Consider the following 23,648-nt stretch of genomic DNA (forward strand, 5'->3'; position numbering starts at 1 on the left):
CGGACTCAGTTCAGGCTTTGTAGGTCGGTAGCGTCTGCCCGAGCCTCTTACCCATTTCGGCAGCCAAAGCCGCGAGCCCGCTGGCCGGACGCACCATGACCTCGAAATCGACGATCTTGCCGTCCTCGTCGAATTCGACCATGTCGATTCCCTTGAGACTTTTATCGCCGATGTTCGCACTGAATTCGAGCACGACCTGCCGACCGTTGGCTCCGGCGAACTGACGGTGGTACTCGAAGTTCTCGAACACCTGGATCACCGTATTGAGAATGAGCACAACGGCATCCGCGGACTGGTACGGCTTGAATCCCGTGGGCGATCGGAACTGCGCGTCGGGCGCGACGATCGTCGGTAGCGCCGACAGATCGCCGGTTTCGATCATGGTGTGCCACAACTTCAGTGCAGCTTCGACTTTCGGTTCGAGCGTCAATTCCGTGCTCATGCTTCTACCCTTCCCTCGACGTTACCTGCCGCTTGATTTACCGGCACTTGACTTGCGACGGACCACGCACTCAACACAGTTCGCACCCCGGTCACGAGTTGCAACGGCTGATCGATCATGACGTGATGTCCGGCTTCGGGAATCTCCGCCACGATGGCCTCCGGTCCGAACAATCCGCGCATGTGCTCCATGAGTCGATCGGACACGATGCCGTTCTCAGCTCGGAAATAGGCTACGCGGCAACGTGGTTCGCTGTCGAGAACATCTTCGGCGCCTACTCGGAGAAAGAAATTCGGATCGAACTTCCACGACCAACCGCCCTCGACTTCCTCCATCGACGTGGCCGCCACATGGTCACGCACCGCAGGCAGACCCGAATCCTGCGGCGGAACGAAGCGGAAACGGCCCATCGCGTCTTCCCTGGTGGGATAAACCTTCTTGGGGCCGAACGCATTCTGGCGTCGAGCCGCCTCCTCTTCGGGCGTACGCGCCTTGAGCGGAGAATCGATGATGACAACCCCGTCCAACAGTTCGCCATGCAGATGCGAGGCCACGAAAGAAACAATCCCACCCATACTGTGCCCCACCAGAATCGGCTTGCCGTCGATTCCCCCTGCCTCGGCCGCCGCCAGCACCTCGCGAGCCCACTGGGACATCGCGTAGGCGTCGCGAGTGTCACTGTCGCCGTGGCCCGTCAAGTCGAGAGCGACGACGCGGCGCCCCTCGGCGAACTGCGGCGCAATGTGATCCCACCAGCGACTGTGGGCTGCGCCGCCGTGAATCAGCACGATTCCCGGCCCCGCCGGCCCCCAAGCCCGAAAGTGCACCGAGGCACCCTCGACCTCCACCGACCCCGTCTCGACCGGCGCTGCCAACGCCCGAGTGAACCAACCAGGCGCGTCTTCGACCACATTGCTCATCGATCGAACATACATAGTCGTCAATCGGTTCATCCAACTCTTCCCAGTTCGTGATCCATCACCTATATTGAATCCGGCCTCAAGTTCAATTCGTTTCGCCGAAGGGGAGAGATGACCAACCGCCAAGTACGCCTCGCCGCCCGCCCGACAGGACTTCCCGACGCTTCCACCTGGGAATACGTCGATGCCGAGATCCCGTCCGCCGGACCGGGCGAGTTTGTCGTCAAGGTCGAATACCTCTCCCTCGACCCCGCGATGCGCGGTTGGCTCAACGACGTCAAGTCGTACGTTCCGCCGGTCAAGCTCGGTTCCGTCATGCGCGCCCACGGCGTCGGACGCATCACCGAATCACAGCACCCCGATTACCAGGTCGGGGACATCGTGGCCGGATCCTTCGGCGCTTCCGAGTACGGCGTTTCCGACGGTACAGACGTCACTCGGGTCGACGAATCGATCGCTCCCCTGCCGACCTGGCTCGGCGCTCTCGGTTTCCCCGGCGTCACTGCGTATTTCGGATTACTCGACGTCGGAAAGCTGAAAGACGGTGACACCGTCGTCGTGTCCGGTGCCGCGGGTGCGGTCGGCAGTCTGGTCGGCCAGATCGCAAAGCTTCACGGATGCAAGGTCATCGGCATCGCCGGCGGTCCGGAGAAGTGCGCGTGGCTCACCGAGGACCTCGGCTTCGATGTCGCCATCGACTACAAGAACGAATCCGTATACAAGGCGCTCAAGTCCAACGCTCCCGACGGTATCGACGTGTACTTCGACAACGTCGGCGGAGAAATTCTCGACGCCGCTCTCTCCCGTCTGCGCCTCGGAGCTCGGGTGGTCATCTGCGGCGCCATCGCGGGCTACAACGCCACCGAACCTCAGCCAGGCCCTGCTCACTACCTGTCACTTCTCGTCAACCGCGCCACGATGGCCGGCTTCGTGGTCTTCGACTACCTCGATCGCTACGCAGAAGCACAAGAGCAGATCGGAAAGTGGATCAAGAGTGGCGAATTGACTGCTCGCGAGCACGTCGTCGACGGCGGTATCGACGCGTTCGGCGACAGCCTCAATCTTCTCTTCGCCGGAGCGAACACCGGAAAGCTGGTCTTGAAGGTCAGCTGAGTCGGCCACACACGCAGATCGGCCACCGGTATTCCGGTGGCCGATTCGCTTGGGTCAACTGACTCCGGACGGAGTGGGAACGCTGTCCTCCCCCAACCGCGGCGGGGCCGACCGATAGGTTGCCGGCGTGCCGCTCATCCGAATCGGATTGGCTACCTGCCGAGTCGGTGCATCGCGACGCGGGTCGTCGATGGACACCACCGGATCGAGATTCAGCCGTTCCGCCAGCGCTATCGCGTCGGCGATGTCGTTGAGAGGCCCACACGGAACACCTCGCTCGGTCAGTGCCTCGAACCACGAGTCCGCAGAGCCCTTGGCCAATGCAGCAGTGACGGCGTCGAACAGTTCTTCTCGATGCGCAACCCTGTCGCTGTTGGACGCGAAACGCGCATCAGCGGCAAGTTCGGAAACTCCGAGAACCTCTGTCAACGAACTGAATTGCCGATCATTGCCGACCGCGAGGACCAGCGGACGGTCCGCGGTGTCGAATACCTCGTATGGTGCGATGCTCGGATGCCGGTTGCCCATTGCCTGCGGCACCACGCCCGCGGCCACGTAGCCGGACGACTGGTTGGCCAGTGCGGACAGCAACGAGGACAACAGATTGACCTCGACGTGCTGCCCTTCGCCTGTGCGATCGCGATGGCGCAGCGCTGCAAGGATTCCCACGCTGGCATGCAGGCCGGTGATGACGTCGACCACCGCGACACCGACCTTGGTGGGAGTCTTGGGATCGGGTCCGGTGATACTCATCAATCCGCCGACCGCCTGAATCAACAGGTCGTATCCCGGCAGAGAGTTGTTGCCACCGAAGCCGCTGATCGAGCAGTAGACCGCACGCGGATTCATTTCTCGGACAGCGTCATAGCCCAGCCCCAGACGGTCCATCGTTCCCGGCAGGAAGTTCTGCACCACGACGTCCGCATTGCGAACCAGCTCGCGTGCACTCTCCAGATCCTCGCGCTCGCGCAGGTCCAGAGTGACCGACTTCTTGTTGCGGTTCACCGACAGAAAGTAGCTCGACTCGTTCCCCACCCACGGTGGGCCCCAGCTGCGAGTGTCGTCACCGACACCCGGCCGCTCGATCTTGACGACCTCGGCACCCAGGTCGGCGAGAATCATCGTGGCGTACGGACCGGCGAGGACGCGGCCGAAATCAGCGATCACCAACCCGTCGAGCGCTCCGACAGCGTCTGCCGTCACCGGAAAGCTTCTTCACCGGTGAGAGCGCGGCCGATCACGAGCTGGTGAACCTCGGACGTGCCCTCGTAGGTGAGAACGGATTCGAGGTTGTTGGCGTGCCGGATCACGGGGTACTCGAGCGTGATGCCGTTGGCGCCCAGAATGGTTCGGCATTCACGGGCGATCTTGATGGCCTCGCGGACATTGTTGAGCTTGCCGGTGCTGACCTGCTCGGGGCGAACCGTCCCGGCGTCCTTGAGGCGCCCGAGGTGGATGGCGAGCAACTGCCCCTTGCCCAATTCGACTGCCATGTCGGCGATCTTGGCCTGGGTGATCTGATACGCGGCGAGCGACTTGTCGAAGACCTTGCGATCACGTGCATATGAGATCGCAGTCTCGAGGCAGTCACGTGCTGCACCCATTGCCCCGAAGATGATGCCGAAGCGTGCCTCGTTGAGGCAGCCGAGCGGGCCGGACAGTCCGCGAGCCTTGGGCAGCATCGCCGAGGCAGGCAGACGCACGTCCTCGAGCACCAGTTCCGAGGTGACCGACGCCCGGAGCGACATCTTGTTCTTGATCTCGGGGGCGGAGAATCCCGGAGTGTCGGTGGGAACGACAAATCCGCGCACGCCGTCGTCGGTTCGAGCCCAGACCACGGCGACGTCCGCGATGGAGCCGTTGGTGATCCACATCTTGGTGCCGTTGAGGATCCAGTCGTCGCCGTCGCGCTTGGCGTTGGTTCGCATACCGCCGGGGTTGGATCCGAAATCGGGTTCCGTGAGACCGAAGCAGCCGATGGCTTCACCCGCCGCCATTCGCGGGAGCCATTCTTCCTTCTGCTCTTCACTTCCGTTGTGGTGGATCGCGAACATGGCGAGCGAGCCCTGGACCGAGACGAGGCTGCGAATGCCCGAATCGACAGCTTCGAGTTCCTGGCAGGCCAACCCGTACGCCGTGGCGCTCATCCCGGCACAGCCGTAGCCCTCGAGGTGCATGCCCAGTACGCCGAGCGCGCCCAGTTCCTTGGCCAGCTCACGAGCCGGCAGTGCTGCCGCTTCGAACCATTCACCTACGTGCGGGCGAATGCGATCGTCGACCATCTTGCGGACCGTGTCGCGGATCGCGATCTCCTCGGCGTCCAGCAGGGTGTCGATGGCAAAAAGCTCGGACAGGGACTGCGGCGTGGTCACGGGGCCTCCAGTGTTCTCGGGCGCAATCCTTTGCGAGAACGATTGCGCAATCGTTTGCATCGCCTAGAGTAGAGCCCGGTTGCGCACCCGTCAATCCCCGAACTGCCGACCGACACCGAATCAACTCAGGACCGACGCACACCAGGAGCCACGACGCAGATGACGCCCGATCCGTCGAACCGCAGCAACGGCCGTCCGCCGACGTTGCGCGAAATCGCCGACCAGGCCGGGGTCCACATCTCGACGGCGTCGCGGGTCCTCCGTCAGCCCGAGCCCGCCGACGGTTGGTCCGACTCCGCACTCCGAGTTCGTCAGGTTGCCGAGGAACTCGGTTACCAACCGAACCTGTGGGCGGCCAGCCTGCGCACCCGCAAGACCACCACTATCGGCGTCGTGATGCCGAGACTGACAGACGTTGTAGTGGCCACCATGTTCCAAGGCATCGAGGAAGCCGCCACCGCAGCCGGGTACTCCGTCTTGCTCTCCAGCCCGCCCGACGATCTGGAAGCGCAACGCAAAGCGGTCGAGTTCCTGGTGAGCCGACAGGTCGACGGTCTCATGCTGAGCAGCATCCACCTGCCGGGTACCGATTTCGTCGACTCGCTCCCCCTGCGCTCACTGCCGATCCTGCTGCTGAACCGGCACATCGACTCGGCGACGTCATCCGTCAACCGAAGCCTTCCCTTTGTCAGCGGCGACGACCGCCTCGGCGGCTACCTCGCGGGGAAGCATCTACTGGACTGCGGCTATCGCGATCTCGGAGTGATCGCGGGGCCGGATCACGCCAGCACGTCGCGGGAACGCGTCGCGGGTTTCCGCGATGCCCTGACCGAAGCCGGTCTGGAACTGCCGCCGAACCGAATAGTGGCGTCCGAGTTCGAAGTTCAAGGGGGTGTCGATGCGGCGGCGACACTGCTCAGCGGGAACACGCGCCCTGACGCCGTTTTCACGGTGAGCGACACCATCGCGATCGGCGTACTCGGTGTGGCCCGTGATCTCGGGTTGAGCATTCCCGACGATCTTGCGTTGGTCGGCTACAACGACATTCCGGTTGTCTCCCAACTCCCGGTGCCCCTGACGACGGTCAGGTCCCCCGCCCGAAAGATCGGTGCGACCGGGCTCGAGCACCTACTCGCACTGATCTCCGGCAAGAACGTCGAATCCGTGAAGCTTCCCGTCGAACTGATCGCGCGAGCCTCCACCAGAAAGCCTGCCAGTCACAAACTCTGAGCAGCTACCAGACCTGAGATTCGTCGATGCCCAACTGTCGCGCGTAACCGGAGTTGAGTGCGTCCCAGCCGTACTCGCGCGCCCGTTCACCCACGATCGGCCCGAAGGGCTCGCCTGCCAGAAGGGCATCGAGTACGTCGAAGCACAGATGCCACCCCGCAGCGAGCGCCGACGCCATCCCCTCGGCGCGCGACCTCTGCGTCAGCACGACGCGGGTGCCGCCTTCGATCGGGGTCAGGTCCCACACCAATTCGTCCGGGCCCCACTCGTGTTCGAGCCGCCGAGTGGTCTCCACGACGTGAACGGTGACCGGCAGCGACATTTCGGGGGCGCCGTCCTCGGTGAGCATGGTGATCACCGCATCACCGGTACGGCTCAGATTCCGATCGGCGGTGTACGGCGTCCATTGCGCCAACATCTCCGGGTCGGTGATCGCCTCCCACACCTTCTCGACGGAATACGGCAGCACCCGAGGAAAGCTGACGACTGTGTCGTCACCGTCGACGCTCACCGTGACGTCGGACAGGGCACTGGGCTGATACGGCTGGGCACTCATGGTTCGATCTCACCAGGAACCACCGACACGGGCAACCGCCCGCTCGGCGTTCAGAACGCAAACACCGCCGATGCGGCCGCGATTGTCTCCTCCACCACCGGAAATTTCACCACGGACAAGTCGTGTCGAGCTCCTTCGAACTCCACCAGACGCGTCGCGGCGGGAATCAAGGCGAGTGCTGCCCGCATCTCCTCCGTTGTCGCGAACTCGTCCTTCGAACCGTGGACGACAACGGTCGGGGTGTTCAGTTCGGGCAGGTGTTCGGTTCTGAGCTTCTCGGGCTTCTTCGGTGGATGCAGTGGATAGGAGAGAAGGACCAGGCCGTCGACAAGTCCCGGGTTCTCCGCCGCAAGCATCGACGCCTGCCGACCGCCGTACGAATGTCCGCCGAGCAGAACGGGTCCGGGCACCGAGTAGTCCTTGCGAACAGCAGCAATCACCTCGGCAATGCCCGCGCGATCCTCCGCAGCACGCGACGGATGCGGAGGCCCCGAAGCTCGACGCACCCGAAACGCGAGATCGAAGCGCAGAACTTGCACTCCTGCCGCAGCAAAGCCGTCGGCAACAGCACGCAACAGCACGGTGTCGCAGTTACTTCCTGCGCCGTGAGTCAGTGCAAGCGTGGCGACGGGCGACGCGAAGGACACAGAAGCAGGTCGATGAAGGAAACCGTGCACCGCACCTTCGTCGACCGTTTCGACAGTAGTCATGGACGCATCCTTGTCCGACCCGCTCGGGCCTGTTCGACCGCGGCAGTCATGCTGCCCTCGTAAACCGGACCGTGTCCGGGAAACAGCACGCCGGCAGGTGCAGCGGCGATATTGTCCAACGCCTGGTCGGTCGCTTCACGGTCATGATTGAAGGGGCACACCAGAAATTGTGGTCCGGCGACGCTCGACGTCGCGTGTCCGGTCACCAGAGCGTCACCCGACGCGATCACTCCTGCGTCGGGAACAAGGTAAGCGCTGTGGCCGTCGGTATGCCCATGAGTGGGAATCGGCACGATCCGACCGGGAACGTCCAGCGCACCACCGGACGCAAAGGACTGTGCCCGAGGCAGTTCCGCACCTTTCAACGCGCCGACTCCGATCACGTCGCGAAGCCATTTCGGAGCACCTCGCCGCCACAACAGCAACGGAACTCCGGCCGGCGACAACTGTTGCAGATACTCCCGCTTCGCATGAGGCACTTCCAACGGATCCATCAGGACCGGAACCTCGAGCCGAGTCACGATGTCCGCGATCCCACCGATGTGATCGATGTGCGCGTGAGTGACGAGAATTGCCCGAACATCCCCGAGCTGGTGACCGATCTGTTCGATCGAGCGTTCGACGTCGGTGCCGTTGGCCGGATATCCGCCGTCGATCAAGGTCAGATCGGACCCCTCTTCGACCAGGACCCAATTGGCGTGACCGCACCGAACCAGATGTGTGTTCTCGATCTGCGTGATCGACAGTGCCGCAGTAGTCATGCTTGGTAGTCTGCGCCACGTGTCGGAATCCGTGAAGCAGGCCAGCAGCCGCAGCATTCGAGATCGTGCCGAAGCATCCTTGGTGGCAGCCGCATTCGCACTGCCCAGCGCGGTGAAACGTCGAATCACCGGACCACCCGTCGTCATCGAGGGCAACACGCTCGACGCCGACGCACACCTTCTGCTCACGCTCGCGAAGACGCGGCCACTCCCCTCGCATTCAACCGATCCCCAGTCACTCGCCGCTGCTCGCGCCAATCTCACCCGAACCGCGATCATGATGGGCGGCAGGCCCACGCCCGTCCACACCGAGGAGATCTCCGTTTCGGGTGCCGACGGCCCGCTTCGCGCCCGGCTCTACGTCCCGACAGCCGACACCGGCGCTCTGCTCGTCTATTTCCACGGCGGCGGGTGGGTACAGGGCAGCATCGAATCCCACGATGCCCCGTGCCGCCTGTTGGCCGAAACCTCCGGCGCACGGGTCATCTCGGTCGACTACCGGCTCTCACCCGAATTCGCTTTCCCCACACCGGTACACGATGCCTATGCCGCCTACCTCGATATCGTCGACCGCGCCGACGAGTTCTGCGCAGACCCGACGCGCATCGCTGTCGGGGGCGACAGCGCGGGCGGGCATCTTTCCGCAACGGTCGCGCTGCGTGCCCGCGACGACGGCAAGACCCCACCGGCGGCGCAGCTGTTGATCTACCCCGCGACCGACTTTCACGAGAAGGCCCCCTCGCGAACGACGTTCGGTGAAGGTTTCTTCCTGACCGAGGCCAACATGAACTTCTACGAGTCCAGCTTCCTCGGCAGCAATGCCGATCGACTCGATCCGATGGTGTCGCCGCTACGCGCCCCCGACGCGACCGGACTGCCGCCGGCCATCGTGATCACGGCGGGATTCGATCCACTCCGGGACGAAGGCGAAGCCTACGCAGCTCGATTGCGCGACAACGGTGTTCACGTGACCGATCGACGCTATCGCGGGTTCATCCACGGCTTCGTCAACGTTCTGGGACCGAGCGCGGGTTCGCGCACCGCCGTCGCCGAGATCGGCGGAATGCTCCGCGTTCTACTCACCCACCCAGCAAAATCTCCCGCAACGTATCCACCAGCGGATCAACCGGCAGCTCAGGGCTGATCGCACGCTGTAGCCCCAAACCGATTCCGACGCTGAGTATGCGCAGTGCCGCGGCGTTCGGGTCCAGTGCCGGCGTCACGCCGTTGGACTCGGCAAGATGTTGCACCACTCCGGCAATCAATCCGCGCACCTGATCGGCACCCGTCGCGATCTTTTCGCGGATCTCTTCGCTGTGCCGCGATCGCACCGAGAACTCGACTTCGAGCAACGTCCATCTCTTGTCCCCGATGGTTCGCTCGGCCCATCGCGCGAACTCGGCCACCGCGTCGTCGAGCGTCGAATTGGCTCCGAGCTGTGAGGTGATCTCGCCGACCTTGGTCAACCTGATTCGGCCGAGCACCTCGGCGCACAACTCGTCCTTGTTCTTGAAGTTCGAGTACACCGCACCTTTGGAATAACCGGCATCCTCGGCGATCTGATCGAGCGACGCGGCGGCGTACCCGCGATCGAGGAAATGTTCGACGGCCGTCGCCAACAAGGTCTCGCGGGTCATCGCCTGCGCTTCCTGCCTGGTCAATCGCGCCATCGGAACCTCCTCGCGGTTCTGAGTATCGAGATTCCAACGGTAGCCGAATACCGGAAGCGCACCGCAGGCGCACTCCCGAAACCCAAATTTGGGGTACCCACGTTATTCAGATACTGATAGTCTCCGAAATATGACTTCAGAAGTGACCGGCACCACCGCGCCCGGGTCCGGACGACACAGCGCGCCTAGACGGGGATTGGCAATCGGATGCGGCGGCACCCTCGGCTTCGCCTGGACCGTTGCTGCCCTCGCCTCGGTTCGGGACGCCCTCGACTGGGATCCCCGCGAAGCCACCGCCATCATCGGCACGTCCGCCGGAGCCGAGTTCGTGACAATGCTCGGCAGCGGAGTCGGCGTCGACGAGTTGGTAGCCATGCAACTCGGAGAGCCCGCCGCACGTCCCGAACTCCTCGCCCACACAGCATCGGCGCCCGGAAGAATCCCGCCACTTCCGAGTTTGGGGATCGGCAATCCACGACTGGTGACGCGTCGAGATCTTCCCGTTCTGAGCCGGATGAGCGGTATCGCACCGCGTGGTGGCGGCGACCCGTCCTGGCTCACCACGCTCGCCGAATCTCTTGCCCCTGGCGATTCGTGGCTCCCACATCCGTGCGCGTACATGGTATCCATGGACTACAGAACCGGGCGACGGGTCGCGTTCGGGGCACAGGGGGCTCCGAAAGCGACAGTCGGTGAAGCGCTTCGAGCGTCTTGGGCGATTCCCGGCTGGTTCCCACCTGTCACCATCGACGGCGTCAGGTACATCGACGGCGGCGCGGCGTCCACGGCATCGGTAGACCTCCTGCTCCCCCTCGAACTCGACGAGCTGGTTGTACTGGCGCCCATGGCATCTCGAACACTGAAGCCGGCGCGCGGCGCCGCCCGTATCGAACGCGGCGCCCTGCGGAACTCCATGTCCAAGGGCCTCGACCGGGAAATCGAACTGGTCCGCGCTGCGGGAACCAGGGTCTTGCGCATAGACGCCACCGACGACGATCTCGCCGTCATGGGCGCCAACTTCATGGACGGCCGACGGCGGCTCGCCACCTTCGAATCATCCCTACGTACAACACGTGCGAGCGTGAAACGCGAACTCGATGCGCGCCCGTTCCACTCCACCCCGTCCCACCAGTGAAAGCGCAGACTCAGTGAACAACAGAACTGACCACTTCGAGGTCGTGATCATCGGTGGCGGGATCTCCGGGATCGGTGCCGCAATTCACCTGCAGCGCCTCGGGATCGACAATTTTGTCCTGCTCGAGAAAGCGGACTCCCTCGGCGGCACCTGGCGCGCCAACACCTATCCCGGTTGTGCCTGCGACGTTCCGTCCGGCCTGTACTCGTATTCCTTTGCCGCCAATCCGGATTGGACCCGACTGTTCGCGGAGCAGCCGGAGATCCGCGAGTACATCGAGGACACGGCCGTCCGCCACGGGGTCGACAAGCACGTTCGCTTCGGGGTAGAAATGCTCTCCGCACAGTGGGACGCATCGCAATCACTCTGGAAGATCACAACTTCCAGCGGTGAACTCACTGCTCGTTTCGTGATAGCCGCCGCCGGCCCGTGGAACGAACCCTTGACGCCGGCGATTCCCGGGCTGGAAACGTTCGAGGGCGAGGTGTTTCATTCCTCGCAGTGGAATCACGACTACGACTTGACCGGAAAGCGCGTCGCCGTCGTAGGTACCGGCGCTTCCGCAGTCCAATTCGTGCCGCGCATCGTCTCCGACGTGTCCGCCCTTCACCTTTACCAACGCACCGCTCAATGGGTCCTTCCCAAACCCGATCACTACGTACCGCGGATCGAAAGGTCCGTCATGCGATTCGTACCGGGAGCGCACAAGGCTCTACGCAGCATCGAATACGGAATCATGGAAGCGCTTGGATTGGGGTTCCGCAATCCGTGGATCCTGCGTATCGTGCAGAAACTCGGGTCGGCCCAATTGCGCTTGCAGGTGCGCGATCCGAAGCTACGCAAGGCGCTGACTCCCGACTACACCCTCGGTTGCAAGCGACTACTCATGTCGAACTCGTACTACCCGGCCCTCGGCAGACCCAACGTGACCGTCCATGCCAACGCAGTCGAAGAGATCCACGGCAACACCGTGATCGGAGCCGACGGAGTGGAATCGGAAGTGGACGCGATCATCTTCGGAACGGGCTTCCACATCCTCGACATGCCCATTGCATCAAAGGTATTCGACGGAGAAGGTCGATCACTCGACGATCATTGGCAGGGAAGCCCGCGGGCGTACTTCGGTTCCGCCGTCAGCGGATTCCCCAACGCGTTCATTCTGCTGGGCCCGAGCCTCGGCACCGGACACACGTCGGCCTTCATGATTCTGGAAGCCCAACTGAACTATGTGGCACAGGCGATCGGCCACGCTCGTCGGCACGGCTGGAAAACCATCGACGTGCGCCCGGAAGTACAGGCAGCCTTCAACTCTCAAGTTCAGGAGGCATTGGGTACCACGGTCTACAACGCCGGTGGTTGCGAAAGCTATTTCTTCGACGTCAACGGCCGCAACAGCTTCAACTGGCCGTGGTCGTCAGGAGCCATGCGTCGACGGCTACGGGCCTTCGATCCATACGCCTACAACCACACGCTGTCCGACAACCCTGCGTCAGACGACACCGCCGCTGAGCCCACCACCACCCCCGAACCGGAGTACACCACATGAGCCTTTTCGGCACCACCTACCCGCCGATCGATCTCGACGGAGCAGTCGTCGTCATCTCCGGAGGTGGCCGCGGAATCGGCCGGGCCACAGCGGAGTTGTTCGCAGCTCGCGGCGCACTCGTCTGCGTCGGCGACCTCGACGAGGAGACGGCCGTCGACACCGCCGCATCCATCGGCGCACGGGCCCGCGGGTACGCTCTGGACGTCACCTCACGCGAATCCTGGGATGTGTTCGTCTCCACAGTGATCGGCGAATTCGGTCACATCGACATTCTGGTCAACAATGCGGGCGTGATGCCGCTCGGCAGCTTCCTCGACGAGTCCGACGCCACCAGTCGAGTAACCCTCGACGTCAATGTCTGGGGCCCGATTCACGGGATGCGCACCGTGCTGCCCGGCATGGTGGATCGGCGACGCGGCCACGTCGTCAACATCGCATCCATGGCAGGCAAGCTACCGGTGCCAGGAATGGCCGTGTACAACGCAAGCAAGTTCGGTGCGGTGGGCCTTTCCGCCTCTGCTCGTGTCGAATTCGCAGATTCCGGCGTCAGCGTCAGCGCCATCCTGCCCAGCGCGGTGCGCACCGGGCTCTCCTCCGGTGTGCCACTCGGAAAGGGCATGCCGACGGTTGAACCCGAGGTCGTGGCCAAAGCTGTCGTCGACACGGTCGCGCACCGGCGAGCCGAAACTACTGTTCCGCGTTACCTTGCGGGCTGGGACCTCATCGACGCTGTAGTACCCGAATGGATGATAAACATCGGACGCCGGGTGATCGACGATCGCCGCGCGCTGACATCGGTAGATCCGAACGGGCGTGCGGACTACGAAAAGCGAGTGGCACGTCAGGCCGAAAACGAGGAGCACGATCGGAGATGAAGCGGGTAGTTTCGTGGCCATGTACATCCGCCGCGAAACTTCTTCCGACCGTGACGCAATCTATTCACTGCTCGGGGCGGCGTTTGCCGACCAAGCGCCGCCCGGCGAGTCTCCCTACGAGATCGAACTGACACGTCAGCTCTTCGCCTCGAACGACTACTTACCGAAGTTGTCCCTTGTCGCCGTCGCCGGTGATGAGATCGTTGGTTTCGTGATCGGAACACGCGGATGGGTCGGTCCCGTTGAGGCGGTTGGCCTCGGCCCGTTGGCAGTCACACCGGACAACCAACGCAGCGGCGTCGGTTCGGCGCTGATGCACGCGGTGATCGGTGCGTCCGACGCTCTGGACGTGCCACTGCTCGCCCTCCTGGGCAGCACCGAGTACTACCCGCAGTTCGGGTTCGTCACCAGCACGGACGCCGGGATCGAGTCTCCGGAAGCCGAGTGGGGCGAGCACTTTCAGATCAGGACCCTCACCACGCACCGCCCCGATCAGACGGGGAAGTTTTCATACGCAGCGCCTTTCGGGGTCGCTTGACCCTCAGCGCGATGTAAGAGTTCTTTGACATCCAGCGCACGTAGACCTACGCTCAGGCATGTCAAAGAACTCTTACACCTGGGAGGCTTCATGAGCACCACGGCACGGTGGAGCCTGATCATCGGTATCGGCGTCGCAGCAACGCTAGCCTTCAGCTTTTTTGCAGCATTGACCGCCGATGATCGGAAGACGTTGGCCTTCATCGTCTTCGCAATCGTCATGGCACCGGCTTGTATCGGGTCGGCGTGGGCCCTTTTTCCATCGGAGAACGACAAGGCCCCCGCCTACCCCGAGGACACCGTCGAAACAGAATGGAGTCGCAAGGCCGGCTTCGGCGCGTTCACCGACTTGATCACTGCCATGGGGATCGCGCTGATCGCGCACAATGTCTTCGGCGCTCCCGAACTGCCGCTCGTAATGTTTACAGCCCTCGGTCTGGCCGACTTCGGAATCCGGTACTGGGCAGTGTCGAGGGACCGCACCCCACATTCGAGATCTGACGAGATCTGATGCGCAACAACCTTCAAGAACTTCGTACGGCAGCCGGATTGTCACAGCAAGCGTGCGCCGACGCGCTCGGCATCACACGCCAGACCGTCATCTCGATCGAGAAGGGACACTTCGACCCGCGTCTGTCACTGGCGTTCCGAATCGCCGAATACTTCGACAAACGCGTAGACGACATTTTCTCCAGCTGACGCCGTCTCGAACTGACGGAAGATCAGTCGAGCTGCGGTTTCAGTCGAGCTGCGGTTTCAGTCGAACAGAGTTGGCGATCCGTTTTCGTCGTTCCCGTCTTCGACGGCCGTTGCCTTCTTGCCCGAGCCCTTGCGGACGACGGTCAACGTCGTCGTTCGACGCGACAACCTGTGCCCGTCACTGTGTTCGAGCAGCGCCATCCCCTGGCGAACTTCGACTACCGTCCACGGACCCGCATGGCCGGCTGCCTGCACGAGGTCACCGGACTCCACCTCAGTTGCCATGACCACTCCTTGTTCGTCGTGTCCTGCACGTTCTCCTTCCTATTATCGACGCGGCCACCTGGTAGTCGACGCGCAGGGTACCTACGCTGCAGCTGCAACCTTGACCGCATGGCCGACTTCGGCTCGGAATGCCGCGTATTCGGGTGAGCCTCGGAGATCGTCGGGATCGACGCCGGTTCGTGGCAGATCGATTTTCAGGTCGAGCGCGACCTTGCCCGGTCGGCTTGTCAGAACTACGACGCGGGAGCCGAGAAAGGCCGCCTCGTCGGCACTGTGAGTGACGAAGACACTTGTTCGCCCCGATTCGGCACTGACACTGCGCAGGTCCTCCTGCAGACGCTCGCGAGTGAGGGCGTCCAGCGCGGCAAAGGGTTCGTCCAACAGGAGCAACGACGTTTCGGCCGCCAAGGCACGAGCAATTGCCACCCGCTGCTGCTGCCCGCCGGAGATTTCCCAGATACGCCGGTCCGCAGTGCCGACCAGACCGACGCGGTCGAGAAGCTCGTCACGCCTTTGCCCGCGTTCGCTCTTCGCAACGCCGGCGTATTTGAGTGCCAGATCGATGTTGCCGCCCACCGATTTCCACGGAAAGAGCCGTGGCTGCTGAAACACCACTCCCGCACTCGACCCGGGAATCGGGTCGGATCCGGAGACCTGAACCGTTCCACTGGAAGGACTTTCGAAACCCGCGATCAGCCGCAGCAATGTGCTCTTGCCGCAACCCGACGCTCCGACGAGAACCAGAAACTCACCAGGTGTGACGTCGATCGATACGGGCCCGAGTGCCGTGACGGACTCTCGACCGTGGCCGTACCTGTGCGAGACGGTGTCGATTCGGATCGCGCCCGGGCGGTCGGCAGCGAATCCTCCCGAGGCCTGCTGTGCGGTCACGCTACTGGTCAAGGACATCGGGAAGCCCCTTCACATAGAGAGCATTCTGAAAGACCGCCAGATCAGGCACACTGTCGATCTGCTTCTGCTCGGCCAGGAATTGCGCTGCACTCTGCAGGTTCACTGCCAGATTCCCGGGAGCGCCCTCGGTGCCCAACCATTCCGGCGAGGAGATCTGCTCCGGAGTGAGGAACACACCCTGTTTCAACTGCGCTGCCGCGTCGTCCTTCGAGGCGCCTAATTGTGCGGCAACAGCTTCCGCTGCCGCGTTCGGATCAGTGGCGATCGTCGTGAGCGCGCGGGCCTGAACCTGGCGCCAGGTGTCGACGATCTCGGGGTGATCCTTGGCAAACGCAGTCGACACCACACCAAGATCGAGTGTCGGCTTTCCTGCTGTCGCGAGCTCACGGCTGGCGATCAACTGTGTTCCGTCCTTACGGAGTTCGTCGAGCGTGGGCAGCCAGGTGTAGACGGCATCGATGTCACCGCGCTGCCAGGCTGCGAGGGATGCTTGCGGCTGGAGATCCACCAATTGGACGTCGTCGGCACTGAGTCCGGCCTGGTTCAGCGCTGCCAGCAGACTGTAGTGCGCGGTCGAGGCGAATGCCGTGGCCACTTTCTTGCCGCGCAGATCTGCGACGGTCTTGATTCCGGTTGCGTTGCGCGCCACCAGGGCTTCGTTGTCGCCGGCCACGTCCAGAACAAACGCGACCTGATACGGAATGTTCAGCGGTGCCGAGAGGCCACGAGCAACCGGGCTCGAACCGATTGCGCCGAAATCGATTTCACCGGCGATGAAGGCGGTGTTGATGTCGGCTCCCGAATCGAACTTCGTCCACTTCACGTTGTACTCGGGCAGTGCGTCTTCGAGCCAGCGATTGTTCTTGACTATCAAGTCGCCGCTCGGGAACGACTGGTAAGCGATACGGATCGTTTCCTTGGACGAATCCTGGCCCGAATGATCCACCGAGCACGCACCGAGAACAAGGGCAAGGACGCCGATCAGCACCGTGAACGCCGTCCGGGCAGCCCTTCCTTCATTGGGCGTCGAATTACTGCCGCGCTTCAGATTGCTGCTGGCGTGTTTCTGATTGTCAGTCATACTTTTCCCCTCCAGGGAACGGCGCGGCGCTCTGCAGCCCGCAGCAGTCCGTCGATGATCAGGCCGGAGAATCCGATGGCAAAGATCCCCACCAGCACGACCGGTGTGTTGTTGTAATTGCTTGCATCCTTGACCATTCCGCCAATTCCGGGGATGCCGTTGAACAGTTCGGCCGCGACCACCGACGAGTACGCCATACCTACCGACAGCCGAATGCCCGTGAAAGTTTCCGGTAAGGCCGACGGGACGACGACGTCCCGGATCACTTGCGCCCGTGAGGCTCCCAGGGCCCTGGCCGCTTCGACCAGTCCGACCGGCGCCGCGACCACAGCAGCTGTGGTGGCCACCGCTGCCGGCGGAAGAGCAGCGAGCGCCAGCAATGTAATCTTCGGCGCCTCGTCGATTCCCAGCCAGATCACCAGCAGGAAGAAATACGCCAGGGGCGGCAGTGCGCGCAGGAACGTCAACCACGGTTCGAGCAGGCTCCGCAGCCATGTCACCGATCCCATGGCCAAACCGAGGATCACGCCCAATCCGACGCCGATGATCACACCGACCAGCACCCGTCGCAGCGTCATGTAGAGGTGCTCCCAGAGCAGGTAGCCCTGGTAGCCGCGCACTCCGTCGTGCGTGGTCATCGTGTTGACGAAGGCATGCCAGACCGTGCTCGGGAACGGCACGAAGGTCTCACTCCAGGTGCCGCTCGCGGCAGCGACCTGCCACAGGGCCAAGAATGCGATCACGGAAAGCACCGGCAGTCCGACAGTGGTCGCACTCGAAGTCCACGGCCGACGCGGCTCACGGTTCGGTTCCGTGACTGATGTTGGTTCTATTGCTTCGACAGGAGTCGACATCGCTGTTCTTCCTCGACGTACGGAAAATTCCGGCACACATGCAGCAACGGGCGCATATGCAGGGGCGAAGGCGCACAGAGCGGCGCCATTCTCACTCAGGAGAGTCGGAAGGAATCAACAGCAACAGCAGTTGGCACCAAGACGGCACAGGTCGACGGCGATGCGTCGTGTCAGTGGCGTCGAGGGCATGGGGGTAATTACTACCTGTGTCTGCAATTACCCGCAAATGCGGGGGAAATAGGCGTCAGTCGGCCAAGCGAACCGACAGCGAATACATGAGCGGGATCTCGGGTCGTCCGGCCGGGACTCCCCAACGCTTGCCGCCGAGTTCAGCCATCTCCTCGAATCCTTGCCAACCGTTGGCGTACGGGTACTCGTCGAAAGACTCGAGCGTCAATCCGGCGCGCCGCAAAGTTCCTAGCACCTCGGAAATGGACCAGTTGAATTCACATGAGGGGAAAGGATTTTCGAAGTTCTCGACTCCTTTTCCCTCAGCGCCTGGCAAGACGAGATCGGCCGAATCTGCCACGTAGTCGCCCACGCCACGGGGTTCGGTCACGGGAGTCCCGCCTCCGTACGGGTATGTCAGCGACCACTTCTCGTCGAAACACATGGCAAACGGATGAAACTCCACCAGAACGAATCGACCGTTCGGCGCGAGAACACCGGCAATCCCCTCGGCCCACTCGTCGAGATCGGGTAACCAGATCACCGTTCCGTACGAAGAAAAGACTCGGTCGAACTTTCTCTGGCCAGCGGCAGCAGCGCGGAGCCACGCAGATACATCGGCACGCTCGAAATCGGCGGCAATTCCGGATTCCGCGGACAAGGTTCGGGCGAAGTCGATCGCGGAATCCGCGATGTCGACGCCGGTCACCGCGGCACCGAGAGCGGCCAAACTCAACGAATCCTGACCGGAATTGCACTGCAGATGAAGAATCGAGGAGCCGTCGATCTCGCCGAGCAGCGCCAGTTCTTCCGGATACAAGGTCGACCCGCCGTTGCGAAAGAACTGTGCCTGGTCTCCTTTGTGACTGTTGTGAGCGACGGTCGCCGCATTCCACGACAACCGATTCATCTCCGCTGCATCCATCACTACTGCATCCACCTCTACTGCATCCACTTCTCGACCCACAACAAGTCCGCCCGAGTTCACCACGTCCCAGGTCACGTCGGCAATCGATTTACTGGGCTGGAAACCTATCCGAACGAAGATGCAACAGGTTACAGTTTTTCGACGGACCATCGAAGGAGAACCAGTGCGCTACGGACTCAGCCTGTTCACCAGTGATCGCGGCATCCGCCCTGCCGATGCAGCAAAGGCTGCGGAGGCGAATGGATTCGACGCCTTTTACGTTCCGGAGCACACTCACATCCCTGTCTCGAGGGATTCCGATCACCCCGGAACCCAGTCGGCCGAATTGCCCGACGACCGTTACATGCGCACACTCGACCCCTGGGTTGCCCTCGGCACCGCCGCGTCGGTCACGAATACCATCCGATTGGGCACCTCCGTGGCTCTCCCCCTCGAACACGATCCGATCACTCTCGCGAAAACCATCGCATCGCTGGACCATCTTTCCGGCGGACGCGTGGTCTTCGGCGTCGGATTCGGCTGGAATGCAGAGGAACTCGCCGACCACGGCGTACCGCCCAACAAACGCCGGACCGCACTCCGCGAGTATCTCGAAGCCATGGGCGAACTGTGGTCGAAGGAAGAAGCGTCGTACGACGGCCAATTCGTGAAGTACGGACCCAGCTGGGCGTGGCCCAAACCAGTTCAGAAGCCCCGTCCTCCCATCCTCTTGGGCGGCGGCGGCAACGAGAAGACTTTCAAGTGGATCGCAAAGTCTGCCGACGGGTGGATCACCACGCCCATCGAGCAGGAGATCGACGGAAACGTGGAACTGCTCCGAAAGATCTGGGCCGAAGCAGGTAGAGTCGGCGAGCCTGAAATAACCGTCCTGGCAGGCAAACCCGATTCGGAGAAGCTCGCCCACTGGGCAGACATCGGTGTCACCGAAGCAATGTTCGGCACTCCGGACAAGAGCCCCGACGAGGTTGTCGGATACATGGAACGTCTGGCAGCCAAGCTCGGACGGTGAGGTCCGCCACAGCATCTTGACCTCAACTGCACTCGAGGTTTTAACGTCGGTATTGCACAAGACAGTGCAACGGCAGCAAAACCCGAGACAGAAGAGGGGCGAGGAGTGACCACAAAACTGGTTGGCACCCAATCTGTTTCGGACGACTCTGTTGATGCGGAGCCGTCCATCCGAAACTCCTTCGTCGAGGCGTTCCGGAACCATCCCGCCGGCGTCTCGATCATCACCGCAACGGGCGATGACGGCCCGGCCGGCATCACGTCGTCGTCGGTGATCTCGATCAGCGCCGATCCTGCAGTTCTGGCGTTTTCACTGCAGTCGTTGCGAGGCTCTGCGAGCGTCATCGCTTCCGCCCGCAGTTTTGTTGTTCACCTGGCAAATTCGGCGAACGAACGACTGGCTTCCACGTTCGCAACCCGCGGCGCTGTGCGCTTCGGAGACGATATGCCCTGGTCGTTTCTCTCGACGGGTGAACCGTTCCTACATGGGACAGGCCACGCCCTGCGTGCGGTTCCCTTGAATGCCACTACATGTGGCGCCGCAGTGATCGTCACTGCACGCGTCGTCGACGTCATCGATCCGCAGCACGTGTCAGCGCCGCTCGTCTATCACGATCGAACCTATCGAAATCTCTCGACTCACAACATTTCCTCAAAGGAAGGCATGTCACATGACTGAATACGTTCTCCCCGAACTGGATTACGACTACGCCGCTCTCGAACCGCACATCTCCGGCGAGATCATGGAACTGCACCACAGCAAGCACCACGCAACGTACGTGGCGGGCGCCAACAGCGCAATCGAGCAGTTGGCTGCTGCGCGCGAAGACGGCACGATCACCGCGAAGGCGCCGCTGCTCAGCAAGAACCTCGCCTTCCACCTCGGCGGCCACACCAATCACTCCATCTTCTGGAAGAACCTCTCCCCCAACGGCGGTGAGCGGCCAGAGGGAGAGTTGGCAGCCGCAATCGACGAGCACTTCGGCACCTTCGACGCATTCGTCAACCACTTCTCCGCTGTAGCAACCACTTTGCAGGGGTCCGGCTGGGCAGTACTGGCCTACGACACGGTCGGGCAGCGCCTGGTCATCGAGCAACTCACCGACCAGCAAGGCAACATCAGCATCGGTATCGTTCCGTTGCTCATGCTCGACATGTGGGAGCACGCCTTCTACCTGCAGTACAAGAACGTCAAGGCCGACTACGTGAAGGCCTACTGGAACGTCATCAACTGGGAAGACGTTGCACAGCGATACGCGACGGCCACAGCCTCGACCGGCTTGATCGTCCCCGCCTGATCGTCCCCACCCGATCACTGCCATACCACCCCGATCAACCCAGCTCGGCACGGTGGCTCCGTTGCCGAGCTGGGTTTCTGCACCCACGAAGTCGATGTATGTGAAGGCAGGTAACATACACCGAGCGCGGCTGACTCGGCCGTCCGCCGATTCGACTCCGAGGGGAACCAGTGCTCGATATCAGTGGTTTGATCGCGACGTGGCGTCCGACGCTGGACACCGCAGCACGCAATGCATGGGGACTCTCCTTCGGCGACGGTGTCGAGAAGACCGAACGCACCCCGTCCGTACTGATCAGCGAAGGTCCACACCGCGATCTGTATCGCTTCGGCGCATTGTGGAGGCCAAGAGGTAATCCGGTTCTCCTCGTACCGCCCCTCGCGGTTTCAGCCGACTGCTACGACCTTCGTGCGGGCCAAAGCCTCGCCGCACACCTACTGGATGGGGCGAACACGCCCTACCTCCTCGACTACGGGACCATGCGGTACTCCGACCGCGGGATGGGTTTCGAGGCCTGGGTCGACGACATCATCCCCGAAGCGATCCGTACGATCTCGGATCTACACGACGGCGCACCGGTTTCGCTGATCGGGTGGAGCCTCGGCGGGACCATGTCTCTGCTCACGGGCTCCGCTCACTCCGACCTGCCGATCGCATCGATCACGGCAATCGGAACGCCAATCGATTACACGAAGATTCCCGCTATCAGCCCCTTGAGGCTGATCGGCAAATACACGGGCGACACCCCACTCACGTCCGCGACCAATCTTGTCGGCGGACTACCTGCACCACTCGTTCAGGCGAGTTACAAGGTGACGGCGTTGCAGCGCGAAGTTCTCAAGCCATGGTTCATCATGCGCAACCTCCACAACACCGAGACACTGGCTCGCATGGAATCGATAGACAAGTTCATGGCAGCCATGCCTGGATACCCTGGCAAGGCTTTTCAGCAGATCTGCGAACAACTCATGCTGGGCAACAATCTCTTCAACGACACCGTCACGCTTGCCGGACGCGAGATCAAACTGTCAGCTCTGAGCGTTCCCGTTCTCGCGGTCGGCGGCACCACTGACGTGATTGCACCAATCGCTTCGGTGGAAGCGATCACGTCGGTCCTCACCGGCGCGCCGTCGGTCCGGTTCGAGAAGGCGCCGGGAAGTCACCTCGGGCTCGTTGCCGGCCCCACCGCGAGAGACTCCACCTGGGCGCACATCGACGAATTCTTGAAAGAGAATGCACCGCAGTTGGTTTCGACCAGCTAAATCACGGCGTTGTGATGCCCGCGGCTACAGCTGCCTTGTGCCAATCCGGGAATTCACTCAGCAAACGGGTGTACAACTGGGCGTCGTCGACGGTGTCGATGTCGTCCAGCGCGAAGAATCCGGCATTGTCGACCACCCTGCCGTCGAGGTCGTCGAGCTTCTCCAGCACTCCGTAGTTGGCCTTGCCGATTCCGACGAACTGCCAAAAGGCCGGGAGCCCAGACGCTTCGCGCATCAATTTCGTGATTTCCTTGCGCTCGCTGAAGCCACCGTCGGTGAAGAACAGGACGAGCGTCGGCGCCGAACCACGTGTCAGGCCGGAAAGAATCTCAGTCATGATCGGCACTTCACGATTTGCGGCGCCGATCTTGTCGTAGTTGAATCCGCCGTGCGAGCCGCGCAAGTGCAGGTAGGTATCCGACCACTCTTCCGCGTCATGGACAGAGATCTCGGGAAGTTTGACGAAGCTGACTGCATACAAGTACGGCTCCAGCTTGCCGTCGTCATCGAGTTGGATCGCAACGGGAATCATGCGTTCGACAACACGATGCACCACTCTGGTGCGGTACTGCTTGGCCATACTTCCGGTTTTGTCGATCACCAGGACCACCCGTGCCCGAATTCCGTTGCCACCCTTCGTCAGCAGGACCTTGGCCACTTCGCGCTTTCGGAGGTCCAGCTTCTCCCGCTTCACCATGGAGAGTTTGGCTTCGTCGGGCACGGTCCGAATGCCGTCTGTCGTTTCAGCAGAGCCGGCGGGTCGAGCCTGCGGTTCCTCGTCGACCGACACTCCGAATGCTGTTACCAGGTCCGCCAATCCGCTGTCCCAGCCAGCTGACACGTTTCGCAGCTTCCAGCCCGCGCCGCGGCGATAGATCTCGACGAGAACCGCTGCCCTCTCACTCGTCAACCCCAAAGCCTGAGCCACGATGGCGGTGGAACCAACCTGCTCCACCACGACACCAAGGCCCCCGACAGCAGACAGGGTTCCGTTTGCCGCCGCATCAAGTGCCACGGCAACACTCAGCTGATGGATGTCAGCGGGCAACCTCGCAATGTCGATTTCGATGACGCCGCCGGACTCCAAGCGCACCGCGCCTTCGGGTGAGACCGGCTGATTGAAGAAGACAAAATCTGCGTCGTCCCGTACTTTGTTCCGTTCGTCGAGCTGGAACACCATCAGGTCTACCGTGCCCGGGGCGCTACCGTTCACCGCCACCTTCAGCGAAGTTCCCTCAACGACTGTGTTCGCTCCACGCGCCAGCTCCATACCGGAAGATTAGCTG

27 protein-coding genes are annotated in these 23,648 nt (G+C 62.3%); 13 read left to right on the plus strand and 14 right to left on the minus strand.

The window, feature by feature from the left end; translation table 11 throughout:
• Positions 1 to 10: 10 nt before the first annotated feature.
• Both KTR60_RS23165 and KTR60_RS23170 read right to left on the minus strand, forming a co-directional pair.
• Positions 11 to 442, minus strand: a complete 432-nt coding sequence (locus KTR60_RS23165; protein ID WP_003940510.1) for a nuclear transport factor 2 family protein — start codon at positions 440 to 442, stop codon at positions 11 to 13.
• Positions 439 to 1,362: an alpha/beta fold hydrolase gene (locus KTR60_RS23170; RefSeq protein WP_039973369.1), complete on the minus strand. Its 924-nt coding sequence runs from the start codon at positions 1,360 to 1,362 to the stop codon at positions 439 to 441. The genes KTR60_RS23165 and KTR60_RS23170 overlap by 4 nt, the downstream gene beginning before the upstream one ends.
• Before the next feature lie 111 nt (positions 1,363 to 1,473).
• On the opposite strand from KTR60_RS23170, the gene KTR60_RS23175 reads away from it, so the two are divergent.
• Positions 1,474 to 2,475, plus strand: coding sequence for an NADP-dependent oxidoreductase (locus KTR60_RS23175; RefSeq protein ID WP_003939765.1), 1,002 nt, complete (start codon positions 1,474 to 1,476; stop codon positions 2,473 to 2,475).
• Between the two features lie 54 nt (positions 2,476 to 2,529).
• On the opposite strand, the gene KTR60_RS23180 is transcribed toward KTR60_RS23175, so the two are convergent.
• Positions 2,530 to 3,678 carry a CaiB/BaiF CoA transferase family protein gene (locus KTR60_RS23180; protein WP_228401291.1) on the minus strand — a complete coding sequence of 383 codons (1,149 nt, stop codon included), beginning with the start codon at positions 3,676 to 3,678 and terminating at the stop codon, positions 2,530 to 2,532.
• Positions 3,675 to 4,847, minus strand: coding sequence for an acyl-CoA dehydrogenase family protein (locus tag KTR60_RS23185; RefSeq protein ID WP_003939770.1), 1,173 nt, complete (start codon positions 4,845 to 4,847; stop codon positions 3,675 to 3,677). Before KTR60_RS23185 ends, KTR60_RS23180 begins: the two co-directional genes overlap by 4 nt.
• A 159-nt stretch (positions 4,848 to 5,006) precedes the next feature.
• Between KTR60_RS23185 and KTR60_RS23190 the strand changes: the two genes are divergently transcribed.
• Entirely contained in the window at positions 5,007 to 6,077 is a 1,071-nt protein-coding gene (locus KTR60_RS23190; protein ID WP_165639032.1) for a LacI family DNA-binding transcriptional regulator, read from the plus strand.
• A 4-nt stretch (positions 6,078 to 6,081) separates the two neighbouring features.
• Here KTR60_RS23190 and KTR60_RS23195 read toward each other — a convergent pair whose 3' ends face one another.
• Genes KTR60_RS23195 through KTR60_RS23205 form a run of 3 tightly spaced genes read right to left on the minus strand, consistent with a single transcriptional unit; the run spans position 6,082 to position 8,104 of the window.
• The gene (locus KTR60_RS23195; protein ID WP_003940599.1) at positions 6,082 to 6,633 is read right to left on the minus strand and encodes an SRPBCC family protein; all 552 of its coding nucleotides are present in this window, start codon (positions 6,631 to 6,633) and stop codon (positions 6,082 to 6,084) included.
• A gap of 50 nt (positions 6,634 to 6,683) precedes the next feature.
• The gene (locus tag KTR60_RS23200) at positions 6,684 to 7,343 is read right to left on the minus strand and encodes an alpha/beta fold hydrolase (protein ID WP_007733800.1); all 660 of its coding nucleotides are present in this window, start codon (positions 7,341 to 7,343) and stop codon (positions 6,684 to 6,686) included.
• Positions 7,340 to 8,104, minus strand: coding sequence for an MBL fold metallo-hydrolase (locus KTR60_RS23205; protein WP_003940355.1), 765 nt, complete (start codon positions 8,102 to 8,104; stop codon positions 7,340 to 7,342). The genes KTR60_RS23200 and KTR60_RS23205 overlap by 4 nt, the downstream gene beginning before the upstream one ends.
• 19 nt (positions 8,105 to 8,123) lie before the next feature.
• Between KTR60_RS23205 and KTR60_RS23210 the strand changes: the two genes are divergently transcribed.
• Positions 8,124 to 9,248 (plus strand): alpha/beta hydrolase, encoded by a 1,125-nt coding sequence (locus KTR60_RS23210; protein ID WP_228401292.1) that lies wholly within the window; start codon positions 8,124 to 8,126, stop codon positions 9,246 to 9,248.
• Here the strand turns inward: KTR60_RS23210 and KTR60_RS23215 are convergent.
• On the minus strand, positions 9,184 to 9,774 hold the full coding sequence (locus tag KTR60_RS23215; RefSeq protein WP_030535226.1) for a TetR/AcrR family transcriptional regulator: 591 nt from the start codon (positions 9,772 to 9,774) through the stop codon (positions 9,184 to 9,186). The two genes, KTR60_RS23210 and KTR60_RS23215, sit on opposite strands and share 65 nt — an antisense overlap.
• 130 nt (positions 9,775 to 9,904) lie before the next feature.
• Between KTR60_RS23215 and KTR60_RS23220 the strand changes: the two genes are divergently transcribed.
• The 6 genes from KTR60_RS23220 (at position 9,905) to KTR60_RS23245 (ending at position 14,566) form a co-directional block, all read left to right on the plus strand.
• Positions 9,905 to 10,909, plus strand: coding sequence for a patatin-like phospholipase family protein (locus KTR60_RS23220; RefSeq protein ID WP_042451435.1), 1,005 nt, complete (start codon positions 9,905 to 9,907; stop codon positions 10,907 to 10,909).
• 13 nt (positions 10,910 to 10,922) lie between these two features.
• Positions 10,923 to 12,455 (plus strand): flavin-containing monooxygenase, encoded by a 1,533-nt coding sequence (locus tag KTR60_RS23225; protein ID WP_007733790.1) that lies wholly within the window; start codon positions 10,923 to 10,925, stop codon positions 12,453 to 12,455.
• Positions 12,452 to 13,330: an SDR family oxidoreductase gene (locus tag KTR60_RS23230; protein ID WP_007733788.1), complete on the plus strand. Its 879-nt coding sequence runs from the start codon at positions 12,452 to 12,454 to the stop codon at positions 13,328 to 13,330. The genes KTR60_RS23225 and KTR60_RS23230 overlap by 4 nt, the downstream gene beginning before the upstream one ends.
• Positions 13,331 to 13,349: 19 nt before the next feature.
• Positions 13,350 to 13,868, plus strand: a complete 519-nt coding sequence (locus KTR60_RS23235; RefSeq protein WP_003940356.1) for a GNAT family N-acetyltransferase — start codon at positions 13,350 to 13,352, stop codon at positions 13,866 to 13,868.
• Between the two features lie 90 nt (positions 13,869 to 13,958).
• Positions 13,959 to 14,378, plus strand: a complete 420-nt coding sequence (locus KTR60_RS23240; RefSeq protein WP_030535224.1) for a hypothetical protein — start codon at positions 13,959 to 13,961, stop codon at positions 14,376 to 14,378.
• On the plus strand, positions 14,378 to 14,566 hold the full coding sequence (locus KTR60_RS23245) for a helix-turn-helix transcriptional regulator (RefSeq protein WP_003940277.1): 189 nt from the start codon (positions 14,378 to 14,380) through the stop codon (positions 14,564 to 14,566). Before KTR60_RS23240 ends, KTR60_RS23245 begins: the two co-directional genes overlap by 1 nt.
• A 57-nt stretch (positions 14,567 to 14,623) precedes the next feature.
• On the opposite strand, the gene KTR60_RS23250 is transcribed toward KTR60_RS23245, so the two are convergent.
• The 5 genes from KTR60_RS23250 to KTR60_RS23270 all read right to left on the minus strand — a co-directional run bounded on the left by KTR60_RS23250 (position 14,624) and on the right by KTR60_RS23270 (position 18,869).
• Complete coding sequence (locus tag KTR60_RS23250) at positions 14,624 to 14,851, minus strand: hypothetical protein (protein WP_007733785.1); 228 nt, start codon at positions 14,849 to 14,851, stop codon at positions 14,624 to 14,626.
• A gap of 81 nt (positions 14,852 to 14,932) precedes the next feature.
• The gene (locus KTR60_RS23255; protein ID WP_192712231.1) at positions 14,933 to 15,760 is read right to left on the minus strand and encodes an ABC transporter ATP-binding protein; all 828 of its coding nucleotides are present in this window, start codon (positions 15,758 to 15,760) and stop codon (positions 14,933 to 14,935) included.
• The gene (locus KTR60_RS23260) at positions 15,744 to 16,844 is read right to left on the minus strand and encodes an aliphatic sulfonate ABC transporter substrate-binding protein (protein WP_228401293.1); all 1,101 of its coding nucleotides are present in this window, start codon (positions 16,842 to 16,844) and stop codon (positions 15,744 to 15,746) included. Before KTR60_RS23260 ends, KTR60_RS23255 begins: the two co-directional genes overlap by 17 nt.
• Positions 16,841 to 17,698 carry an ABC transporter permease gene (locus tag KTR60_RS23265; RefSeq protein ID WP_003939782.1) on the minus strand — a complete coding sequence of 286 codons (858 nt, stop codon included), beginning with the start codon at positions 17,696 to 17,698 and terminating at the stop codon, positions 16,841 to 16,843. Before KTR60_RS23265 ends, KTR60_RS23260 begins: the two co-directional genes overlap by 4 nt.
• Before the next feature lie 244 nt (positions 17,699 to 17,942).
• On the minus strand, positions 17,943 to 18,869 hold the full coding sequence (locus KTR60_RS23270) for a class I SAM-dependent methyltransferase (protein WP_228401294.1): 927 nt from the start codon (positions 18,867 to 18,869) through the stop codon (positions 17,943 to 17,945).
• Between the two features lie 88 nt (positions 18,870 to 18,957).
• Here KTR60_RS23270 and KTR60_RS23275 point away from each other — a divergent pair, with 88 nt between their 5' ends.
• The 4 genes from KTR60_RS23275 (at position 18,958) to KTR60_RS23290 (ending at position 22,362) form a co-directional block, all read left to right on the plus strand.
• Positions 18,958 to 19,803, plus strand: a complete 846-nt coding sequence (locus KTR60_RS23275; RefSeq protein ID WP_064443766.1) for an LLM class F420-dependent oxidoreductase — start codon at positions 18,958 to 18,960, stop codon at positions 19,801 to 19,803.
• Between the two features lie 105 nt (positions 19,804 to 19,908).
• Positions 19,909 to 20,481, plus strand: coding sequence for a flavin reductase family protein (locus KTR60_RS23280; protein WP_064113504.1), 573 nt, complete (start codon positions 19,909 to 19,911; stop codon positions 20,479 to 20,481).
• Complete coding sequence (locus KTR60_RS23285) at positions 20,474 to 21,100, plus strand: superoxide dismutase (protein ID WP_003940303.1); 627 nt, start codon at positions 20,474 to 20,476, stop codon at positions 21,098 to 21,100. Before KTR60_RS23280 ends, KTR60_RS23285 begins: the two co-directional genes overlap by 8 nt.
• A gap of 170 nt (positions 21,101 to 21,270) precedes the next feature.
• On the plus strand, positions 21,271 to 22,362 hold the full coding sequence (locus KTR60_RS23290) for an alpha/beta fold hydrolase (protein ID WP_058226197.1): 1,092 nt from the start codon (positions 21,271 to 21,273) through the stop codon (positions 22,360 to 22,362).
• A 1-nt stretch (position 22,363) separates the two neighbouring features.
• On the opposite strand, the gene KTR60_RS23295 is transcribed toward KTR60_RS23290, so the two are convergent.
• Positions 22,364 to 23,632, minus strand: coding sequence for a vWA domain-containing protein (locus tag KTR60_RS23295; protein ID WP_064113501.1), 1,269 nt, complete (start codon positions 23,630 to 23,632; stop codon positions 22,364 to 22,366).
• Positions 23,633 to 23,648 lie beyond the last annotated feature (16 nt).

The organism is Rhodococcus sp. C1 (assembly GCF_020809065.1).
In the GTDB taxonomy this organism is placed as follows: domain Bacteria; phylum Actinomycetota; class Actinomycetes; order Mycobacteriales; family Mycobacteriaceae; genus Rhodococcus_F; species Rhodococcus_F qingshengii.